The organism is Mycobacterium sp., assembly GCF_040509115.1.
GTDB lineage: Bacteria > Actinomycetota > Actinomycetes > Mycobacteriales > Mycobacteriaceae > Mycobacterium.
Genome location: NZ_JBEVLO010000339.1, coordinates 1 through 9,585 on the forward strand (window position 1 = coordinate 1; position 9,585 = coordinate 9,585).

The 9,585-nt window shown below is 65.5% G+C and carries 10 protein-coding genes and 2 tRNA genes; 2 read left to right on the top strand and 10 right to left on the bottom strand.

The features are described 5' to 3' along the window. The coding region (locus ABW137_RS23680) for a cyanase (RefSeq protein WP_526403896.1) at positions 1 to 222 on the top strand (222 nt) is incomplete at its 5' end. A gap of 16 nt (positions 223 to 238) precedes the next feature. Here the strand turns inward: ABW137_RS23680 and clpX are convergent. From clpX to ABW137_RS23705, 5 genes are all read right to left on the bottom strand, one after another. Beyond that, entirely contained in the window at positions 239 to 1,519 is a 1,281-nt protein-coding gene (gene clpX / locus ABW137_RS23685) for an ATP-dependent Clp protease ATP-binding subunit ClpX (RefSeq protein WP_526403897.1), read from the bottom strand. Positions 1,520 to 1,826: 307 nt separating this feature from the next. Next, on the bottom strand, positions 1,827 to 2,453 hold the full coding sequence (clpP2, locus tag ABW137_RS23690) for an ATP-dependent CLP protease proteolytic subunit ClpP2 (protein WP_526403904.1): 627 nt from the start codon (positions 2,451 to 2,453) through the stop codon (positions 1,827 to 1,829). Positions 2,454 to 2,476: 23 nt separating this feature from the next. Further along, positions 2,477 to 3,061, bottom strand: coding sequence for a ClpP family protease (locus ABW137_RS23695; protein ID WP_526403905.1), 585 nt, complete (start codon positions 3,059 to 3,061; stop codon positions 2,477 to 2,479). Between the two features lie 109 nt (positions 3,062 to 3,170). Continuing rightward, positions 3,171 to 4,610, bottom strand: a complete 1,440-nt coding sequence (gene tig, locus ABW137_RS23700) for a trigger factor (RefSeq protein ID WP_526403898.1) — start codon at positions 4,608 to 4,610, stop codon at positions 3,171 to 3,173. Positions 4,611 to 4,662: 52 nt separating this feature from the next. Next, positions 4,663 to 4,736 (bottom strand) — tRNA-Pro (locus ABW137_RS23705). A gap of 98 nt (positions 4,737 to 4,834) precedes the next feature. On the opposite strand from ABW137_RS23705, the gene ABW137_RS23710 reads away from it, so the two are divergent. Further along, positions 4,835 to 4,908, top strand: a tRNA-Gly gene (locus tag ABW137_RS23710). Between the two features lie 114 nt (positions 4,909 to 5,022). Here ABW137_RS23710 and ABW137_RS23715 read toward each other — a convergent pair. The 5 genes from ABW137_RS23715 to ABW137_RS23735 form a co-directional block, all read right to left on the bottom strand. Next, complete coding sequence (locus ABW137_RS23715; protein WP_526403899.1) at positions 5,023 to 5,301, bottom strand: hypothetical protein; 279 nt, start codon at positions 5,299 to 5,301, stop codon at positions 5,023 to 5,025. Between the two features lie 317 nt (positions 5,302 to 5,618). Continuing rightward, positions 5,619 to 6,686: an alcohol dehydrogenase catalytic domain-containing protein gene (locus ABW137_RS23720; protein WP_526403900.1), complete on the bottom strand. Its 1,068-nt coding sequence runs from the start codon at positions 6,684 to 6,686 to the stop codon at positions 5,619 to 5,621. 3 nt (positions 6,687 to 6,689) lie between these two features. Then, positions 6,690 to 7,976 (bottom strand): four-carbon acid sugar kinase family protein, encoded by a 1,287-nt coding sequence (locus ABW137_RS23725; protein ID WP_526403901.1) that lies wholly within the window; start codon positions 7,974 to 7,976, stop codon positions 6,690 to 6,692. Then, positions 7,973 to 9,238 carry a RuBisCO large subunit C-terminal-like domain-containing protein gene (locus tag ABW137_RS23730; protein ID WP_526403902.1) on the bottom strand — a complete coding sequence of 422 codons (1,266 nt, stop codon included), beginning with the start codon at positions 9,236 to 9,238 and terminating at the stop codon, positions 7,973 to 7,975. The genes ABW137_RS23725 and ABW137_RS23730 overlap by 4 nt, the downstream gene beginning before the upstream one ends. Continuing rightward, the coding region (locus tag ABW137_RS23735) for a 2-keto-3-deoxygluconate permease (RefSeq protein ID WP_526403903.1) at positions 9,231 to 9,585 on the bottom strand (355 nt) is incomplete at its 5' end. The genes ABW137_RS23735 and ABW137_RS23730, both read right to left, overlap by 8 nt.

Here is a 9,585-nt window from a genome sequence, read left to right on the forward strand (position 1 = left end):
CCCACCGACCCGACGATCTACCGCTTCTACGAAGCGCTGTCGGTATACGGCGGGGCGATCAAGGAGTTGATCCACGAGCAATTCGGTGACGGCATCATGAGCGCCATCAACTTCAGTGTGAACGTCGAGAAGAAGCCTCACCCCGGCGGCGACCGCGTGGTGGTGACGTTGGACGGGAAGTTCCTCTCCTACGAGTGGAACCAGGCCTCAGAACCCGAGTAGTCGCGCCCAGGAAGGGCTAGGCGCTCTTGTCGCGCCGTTCGCTGCGCGATGGCTTGCGCGGCACGATCGTCGGGAGCACGTTGTCCTCGACGGTCTCCTTGGTCACGACGACCTTGGCGACGTCGTCGCGGCTGGGGATGTCGTACATCACCGGCAGCAGGACTTCCTCCATGATGGCGCGGAGGCCACGGGCACCCGTGCCGCGGTGGATGGCTTGATCGGCGATCGCGTCCAGGGCGTCGGGCGTGAACTCCAGCTCGACACCGTCCATCTCGAACAGCCTGTTGTACTGCTTGACCAAGGCGTTCTTGGGTTGGGACAGGATGGTGACGAGCGACTCCTTGTCGAGGTTCGTCACCGACGCCACGACCGGAAGACGGCCGATGAACTCGGGGATCAGACCGAACTTGATCAGATCCTCGGGCATGACCTCGGCGAAGTGGTCCTGCGTGTCGATCTCGGCCTTGCTGCGAACCTCGGCGCCGAAGCCGAGGCCGCGCTTGCCGACACGGTCGGACACGATCCTCTCCAGACCCGCGAACGCACCCGCCACGATGAACAACACGTTGGTCGTGTCGATCTGGATGAACTCCTGATGCGGGTGCTTGCGGCCGCCCTGCGGCGGGACGGAGGCCTGGGTGCCCTCGAGGATCTTCAGCAGTGCCTGCTGAACGCCTTCACCGGAGACGTCCCTGGTGATCGAGGGGTTCTCGCTCTTGCGGGCGATCTTGTCGACCTCGTCGATGTAGATGATGCCGGTCTCGGCGCGCTTGACGTCGTAGTCAGCGGCCTGGATCAGCTTGAGGAGAATGTTCTCGACGTCTTCGCCGACGTACCCGGCCTCGGTCAGGGCGGTGGCATCGGCGATGGCGAACGGCACGTTGAGCATCTTGGCCAGCGTCTGCGCCAGGTAGGTCTTGCCGCAGCCGGTCGGACCGAGCATCAAGATGTTGGACTTGGCCAGCTCGACGGGCTCGGCGCGCGAGTCGCGCGACTTCTCCTGGGCCTGGATGCGCTTGTAATGGTTGTAGACCGCGACGGCGAGCGTGCGCTTGGCGGTGTCCTGCCCGATGACGTAGCCCTCGAGGAATTCGCGGATCTCGGCGGGCTTGGGCAGCTCGTCGAGCTTCACGTCGTCGGCGTCGGCGAGTTCCTCTTCGATGATCTCGTTGCAGAGGTCGATGCACTCGTCGCAGATGTACACGCCGGGACCCGCAATGAGCTTCTTGACTTGCTTCTGGCTCTTTCCACAGAACGAGCACTTCAGCAGGTCGCCGCCGTCTCCGATGCGCGCCATTGTGCCTGCGGCCCTACTTTCCTGATCGCCGTCGGTGTGTCTCGGTTTGGTGGGTCACCCGGGCACCCGTAAGGGTGTAGATCCCGACGCTACCCGTATGTTCCGGCACCATGCGACCGATAAAGCCGAATAGCGCCGGTGGTATTCGCCTGCGTTGATTGAGAACATATCCCGTGTCACCGCCGGTACCGTCCGGAACGCGCATCGCGCCATTGGCGTGTCGTCATCGAAACCGTCCCGAGACCCACGGTACCTGCGCTGGGGAGTGCGCCCGCCCGGCAAACCCGGGCCGACGCCGCGCCCAACGTCAGGCCGGTTGCGCCGACAGTTTGCGGTACTCCAACACGGTGTCGATGATCCCGTAGTCCTTGGCCTCGGCTGCGGTCAGGATCTTGTCGCGATCGGTGTCCTTGCGGATGACCGCGGCGTCCTTGCCCGTGTGGCGGGCCAGTGTGGTGTCCATCAGCGTGCGCATGCGCTCGATCTCGGCGGCCTGGATCTCCAGGTCGGAGACCTGGCCCTGGATCGCTCCACCGACGGCGGGCTGATGGATCAGCACCCGGGCGTTCGGCAGCGCCATTCGCTTGCCCGGCGTCCCCGCCGCGAGCAGGACGGCCGCAGCCGACGCCGCCTGGCCGAGGCACACCGTCTGGATGTCGGCACGCACGTACTGCATCGTGTCGTAGATCGCCATCAGCGACGTGAACGAGCCACCCGGCGAGTTGATGTACATGGTGATGTCACGATCGGGATCCAGCGACTCGAGCACCAACAGCTGCGCCATGATGTCGTTCGCCGAGGCGTCGTCGACCTGGACGCCGAGGAAGATGATGCGCTCCTCGAACAGCTTGTTGTAAGGGTTCGACTCCTTGACGCCGAAGCTGCTGTGCTCGATGAACGAAGGAAGGATGTAGCGCGCTTGAATGGGATTCACGGCGCCGCCGTTGGCAGGCTGAGTCACGAGGCACTCCCGTTGAAGTTGGCGTGGGTGATGATGTGGTCGACGAAGCCGTACTCGAGCGCCTCGGGAGCCGTGAACCACCGGTCGCGATCCGCGTCAGTCTCGATGCGCTCGAGCGTCTGACCGGTGAACTCGGCGTTGAGCCGGTTCATTTCCTTCTTCGTCAGGGCGAACTGCTCGGCCTGGATCGCGATGTCAGCGGCACTACCGCCGATGCCAGCCGAGGGCTGGTGCATCATGATGCGCGCATGAGGCAGGGCGTAGCGCTTGCCCCTGGTGCCCGCGGCGAGCAGGAACTCACCCATCGAGGCGGCCAGTCCCATCGCGTACGTCGCGACGTCGCACGGGGCGAGCACCATCGTGTCGTAGATCGCCATGCCTGCGGTGACCGATCCGCCTGGCGAGTTGATGTAGAGGTTGATGTCCTTGGTGGGGTCCTCAGCGGACAGCAGCAGAATCTGCGCGCAGAGACGGTTGGCGATGTCGTCATCGACCTGGGTGCCCAGGAAGATGATGCGCTCGGCCAGCAACCGCTCATAAACCGAATCGATGAGGTTGAGCCCCGACGCGCCCGAACGCATGTCAGTCACGGCTGGATACCTGCTTTCTCGAGTGTTCGTACTCGTTCACTGACACTAACCAAACCTGCGCGGCGAGCACTCCTCCGAGGGCGAGCGTTCGCTCACAGCGTCACTTGGCCTCGACGGCCTCGTCCTCGCGATCGGAGTCGTCCTCGGCGGCCTCGTCGGCGGCCTCGTCGGCCTCGTCGGCGGCCTCGGCGGCGTCGATCACGTCGGCCTCAGGCGTCGTGGCCGGTCCGAAGAACTCAGTGGTGTCGATCTCGGTGCCGTTGGTGTCGGTGACCGTCGCGCCGTGCACCACCGCGGCGATGGTCAGGCCCCGACGGACGTCGGCGAACATGGCCGCGAGCTGATTGTTCTGCTGCAGCACCTGTAGGAGCTGCTGCGGCTCGATGCCGTACTGACGCGACATCAGCACCAGGCGCTCGGTGAGGTCGTTCTGGCCGACCTGGATGTCCAACTCGTCGGCGATGGTGTCCATCAACAGCTGGGTCTTGACCGCGCGCTCGGCGTTGGAGCGGTTGTCGGCGTCGAACTCCTCACGGGTGCTGCCTTCCGCGACGAGGGCTTCCTCGAACTTGGCCTCGTCGTGGTCGAGGCCGTGAATGGCGTTGTGCACGGTGTCGTCGACCTGCGCCTGCACGATCGCTTCGGGCAGCGGCACCTCGACCTGCTCGAGCAGGGTCTCCAGCGCCTTGTCGCGGATCTGCTCGGCCTGGCCGATGCGCTTGGACTGGCGCACCTGATCGACGAGGCTCTCCTTGAGCTCCTCGATGGTGTCGAATTCGCTTGCCAGCTGGGCGAACTCGTCGTCGGGCTCGGGAAGCTCGCGCTCCTTGACCGACTTCACGGTGACGGTGACCTCGGCCTCCTGGCCGGCGTGCTCACCGGCGACGAGCGTGGTCGTGAAGACCTTGGACTCGTCGGCCTTGAGGCCAATGATGGCGTCGTCGAGACCCTCGATGAGCTGACCCGAGCCGACCTCGTGGGACAGGCCCTCGGTCTTGGCGTCCGCGACGTCCTCGCCGTCGACGGTCGCCGACAGGTCGATGGAGACGAAGTCACCGTCCTGGGCGGCCCGGTCGACACCGGTCAGCGTGCCGAAGCGGGCACGCAGGTTCTGCAGTTCGGCGTCGGTCTCCTCATCGGTGACCTCGATGGGGTCAACGGAGAACGACAGCGACTTGAGGTCCGGCAGCACGATCTCCGGGCGGACGTCGACCTCGGCGGTGAACGTCAGGTCTCCGCCGTACTCCTTGCTCGTAACCTCGATCTCGGGCTGCCCAAGGGGCTGGACGTCCGAGCTCGCGACGGCTTCGCTGTAGCGGGCAGGCACGGCCTCGCCGACGACCTGGTCGAGCATCGCCTGCTTGTCGATGCGCGACTCCAGCAGCTTCACGGGCACCTTGCCGGGGCGGAACCCTGGCATGCGGATGGTCCTGGCCAGCTCCTTGAACGCCGCATCGAAGTCGGGCTGCAATTCCGTGAAGGGCACCTCCACGTTGATGCGAACCCTGGTCGGGCTCAACTTCTCGACGGTGCTCTTCACGGTGTTGCTCCTCGCATGTCTGTGTCTTCTTCGACGGGTGTCGTTCGTGCGGTCGGGGTGACAGGATTTGAACCTGCGGCCTTCCGCTCCCAAAGCGGATGCGCTACCAAGCTGCGCTACACCCCGTGCCTTACTGCCGTCGGAATACTACGGGCAGACGACGCGACGCCATCAATTGGATTTGAATGCGTCGACGCCGGTACAGTCTCCCGTGCAGTGCCAACGCGGGCGTAGCTCAATGGTAGAGCCCTAGTCTTCCAAACTAGCTACGCGGGTTCGATTCCCGTCGCCCGCTCCACCGGGACCAGCGGAAAAGGCCGCCCGACACACGTTGGACGGCCTTTCCTGTACCTACTTCTTACCCACTGCGCAGCGGCTTTGTCCTCGGGAACGGCACCAGGTTGGGGTGCTCCTAGCTCAAGAAGTCTCCCCAGACCCAGCCCTGCCCTGGTACCTCGCACCAGTTGTCTGGCTGGCAGTTCTTCGTGACCTGCTGGCCGACGCTCAGCATTCCGACCACCGTGCCGACGCCGCCGGGAACGTCGTAGACGTCGACATCGCCGGTCACCGTCGACGTGTTCTGCGGAGGGGCCGGGGCGGGCGGAGAGCCCAGTTTGCACGGTGTGGTCACGTTCACAGGACAGAACTCGATGGGCTCCACTTCCCATTTGTCCGGGCCGGTTTTCGTCACGACGCGGCACACTCCGTTTGCGTCGGGTGCGCCCCCGTCGGCGCACATCCCGGGATCGGCCTTACTTGGCTGTGGCGCGACGTAACCGACCGCCACGAATATGACGAGCATCGATAGCCCGACAACCGCCCTCAACCCGAGTATTTGTCGCATGTCCCGCCCCGTCTCGCTTCACGTCCCGCGCCCACCCAATCCTCAGTGTTGCCGACAGAGCGGGGCCACGCACGCGCAATGGCGGTGATTCCTTACAGATACAGCGAACAGGGCCGCGCGATCGTAAATCGTGCGGGACGCCTGCCGTCCCAGAGGCCGGGCCGCTAGTGAGCCGTCCCGTCATGGACGTCCTTCATGGACGGCACGAGCAGAATCTTGTTCGCTTCGCCTGACAACAATTCGATCGCTTCGTCTACCCGGCTCAGCGGCAGCCGATGGGTGATCAGCCAGCTCAAGTCCAGGCGACCGGATTCCACCAGCAGAGTCAACTGCTCCCAGGTGTCCCACAGTCGACGACCGAAGATGCCGCGCAGCGTGATTCCCCGTTTGTTGATGTAGGCCGCAATGTCGATCTCAACCGGTCCGCCGGGGTGGCCGATGGTCACTAGGGTCGCTTCTCGGCGCAGGGATGCGAAGAGCGTAGGGAGCACTCCGCGCACACCGGAAACCTCGAACGCGACGTCGAAGCCGCCGCGGGCTCCGGCAAGGTCACGACAGACCTCGGCCACCGGATCACTGGGTTCCAGCACCTGAGCGCCGATGCTCTCGGCGTGCTTGCGGCGGAACGGGTTGGGTTCCACCGCAACAACGTGTGCAGCGCCCATCGCCACCGCGATCTGGATCAGCGCCAGCCCCACCGGACCGCACCCGTTCACCAGAACGTTCTGGCCCGCGACGCCGGAGCCGGACCGTTGGATGGCATGCACTGCCACCCCCGCTGATTCGAGCAGTGCGCCGACCTCGAGGGGCAGTGCGTCCGGTAGGGGCACGCAGATTGCCGCGGGCACGGCGACGCGTTCGGCGAACACACCGTCGATGTGCATTCCGATGATGCCGGTGCGCTCGCAGGTGTGGGCGCTGCCGGTGCGGCAGGCGTAACACTGTCCACATACGAGGTGGCTTTCCAGTGCGACCCGGTCACCGGGCCGCAGGCCGGTGACGCCCTGTCCGACCTCGAGGATGGTTCCCGCACCCTCGTGTCCCGTAACCACAGGTAGTGACAGGCCGAAGGCCTGCGCCGACGGGGTCCATTCGTAGACTTCACGATCCGTTCCACACAGAGAGGCCGCAGCCACGTCGATCAAGACTTCGCCGGGGTTGACGGTGGGTTCGGGCCAGTCGTCGTGGACTTCGAATCCCTTGTCAGCAACAGCTTTGATGACTCCGAGCATGATCTACCTTTCGTTGGATTGGCCACTGAAGGACCGGAACAAGGACGGACCGCCGACTTGGCCGCCTTTGAGGAGTAGCCGGCAACCCGCAACATCGGAGTCGTCGTCGGCGCTACAGATGGGTCCTGCCGTCACGAACAGGTCGCTGATTCGCAGCTCACTGACACCCATCGCTGCCAGGGCATGGCTGGAGGTGTCTCCACCGCAGACCACTACGTCGCGGGTCAATCCGGACCGCGCCATCTGCCCGGCGACGGCTCCGATCGCCCCACCCACTTCTTCGGAACCTGCGCCGCTGGACAGCCGGAGATCCTTGGGGCCTCGGGCGGTGTGGGCGATGACGTCGCGACCGGCGGTGAGCGCCTCCTCGACGACCTGCACCCAGCTGGAGTCTGGCGCGGCGGCGAAAGCCTCTGCGGGAATGGGCACGTCGACCCACCCGTGGGCCACCCCGTCGTCGATCTGCGCGGCCGTGGTGGACGACGCCGACGCCGACACCACCAGGGTCGGCCCCGACGACTTCGTCGGCGAGGGGAGGATCGCCTGGCGCTGGCCAGTCTGATTACGGGCGAGCGCCGCCATGATTCCGCCCGACCCCACGATGATCGCCGGACCGGTGGTTGGTCGGTGAGCCATCAGGGCGCGGGCAGCGGTGTCCATGTGCGCGGCGTCGACGGCATCCACGACGAAGGCGTAACCGGGGTCCTCACGCAGCTGCCCCCACTGTTCGTCGAACGTGCCGTCGCTGTATCCGGTGAGGTGCAGCGCGTGCGGCAGCGAACCGTCGCGGAGTTGCGCGGACAGCACCCGTCGCAAATCGGACTCGGTCATCGGGGTGGACGGATGGTGGGCCATCACCGGATGGCGGTCCAATCGGTGAATCTGGTGTTGGTAGACCCCAAAGTGTTGACTGAACGCGGTGTACCGACCGAACTCAGGCTGGGCGGGCACAACCGGCACCGACCCGTGCCCGGGAAAGCGTTTCATCAGCAGTTCGATGGCGCGGCCGATATTGCCGACGGTCGGAGAGGAATCGAAGGTCGAACACACCTTGTACAGAACGACATCGAGGTTGAGATGCGCCAACGCATCCAGCCCGGCGCGGATACTCGACTCCAGCGCCGTGCCGGACTGAGACCGCAGTGGACCCGCGATCCCCACCACATCCGCAGAGCGGGTGACCTTGTGCGGATCGAGCACCAGCATCGCCGACATGCCGTGAGCATGTGCCTGCGCCATCACGTCGCTGGCACCCGTGAGGTCGTCGGCCAGGAACCCGAACGTCGTCATGCGGTCGCCCCAAAGCAGGACAATGCGCGCCGCAGCGCTGAATCCCCTTGTCGGTCAAGCTCATTGGCCTCCTCTGCCACTGCTCGCGACCCCGCGGCGGCCGCCCAGGCCTGCCGGAGGCTTCGTACCCCGGCGCCCGGGCCATCGGGGTGGGCCGCGATGCCGCCACCGGCGAGCATCATCAGATCGGTGGTCCCCACGGCCTGGAAGGTGGGCTCAGGGGTATGCACGTTCTGGCCCGACGACAAGGCGGGGAGCGGCAGGATGGTGTTGCCCAAGGGCTCCCGCAGCGCCGCAATGTTGGCCGCGACCTCATCGTCGATTTCGTAGAACTTGCTGCGCAATCCACTGACGTGAATGTGGTCGGCGCCGGCAAGCCGTACCAGCTTCTGCCACGCCCGGTACGACACGCCAAGACCGGGGTGGCGCATCGCTGCGGCCAGGCCGCCCCGGTGTCCGTGGATCGGCACCGCGCTGAACGACCTCAACCAGGCCAGGGCAGGCAACCCCATGACCGGCACCGTGAGCATGACGCAGGTGCCGCCTGCGCCGACGACGAGATCGTGGCGTCGCCGCAATCCGGCGAGGTCACCGGTGATGTTGAACGCGTACATCGTCTTAAGCCCCGTCGACTGTTCGGCCGCATGGATCTCTTCCATCGCCACCCGCACCCGGGTCTCCAGCGGCAAGTACTCAGGATCGGTCATCAGCTCGTCATCTTTGATGAGGTCGATCGATGCGCGGGCCAATTCCCGCACCACCGAACGGAATTCGGGCTCACTGAGACCGACGTTCGGCTTGACGATGGTTCCCACGAATGCGCCATCGGTACCCCCGATGAGCTTGCGAGTCCCTTCGACCCCGAATGCGGGCCCCGGGTGCGCCTCGATGAATTCGTCGGGCAGAGTCACGTCCTGCAGCCGGCAGCCGAAGAGGCCGACGAGTTCGAAGAGGTTTCCCGCGACCGTGGTGTGCAGGGTTGCGAGGTCGGTGCCGATGTTCTCCATCGGGAACTGCACGACGACTTCGGCGGCCCGCACCTTATCTGGACGAGTGCGAGATGGCAGCGAGGGCGTCACTTCTCCGAGTTCGCGCACGTCGATCACCTCGGCAGCGTGGCGAACCCGAATCCGATCGGTCTCGCCGGGCACGGCGACGAAGGTTCCGCTGGACTGTTCGCCGGCGAGCATCTCTGCGCCACGGCGCGGGTCGCCGTCGGTCTCGAGGTAGTAGGTGCAGCGCACCAGTCGCCGATCACGCATCTGCTTTTCCCTTTGACTCGTCGCCCCGGCCGTTGCGGTCGGGCTGTTGGCTCGTCGGGCGGTCCTCCGCGAAGGCGGCATCCTTTCCCCGGCTACCGCCGGCTAACTCGTCGCCCCGGCCGTTGGGGTCGGGTCCCTGGCTAATCGGGGGGTCCTCCGCGAAGGCGGCATCGCTTTCCCGGCTACCGCCGGCGGGCTGTTTGAGGACCACTCGGGCCCATAGCACCGTGATGATGGGGCACAGGATGGCGCTGACGACGACCGACGCGGCGACAAGCACGGTGGCGCTCTCCGCGGCCGGGGCGTAGACCGGGTTGGCCTCCGCGACGATGCTCGGGACGACTGTG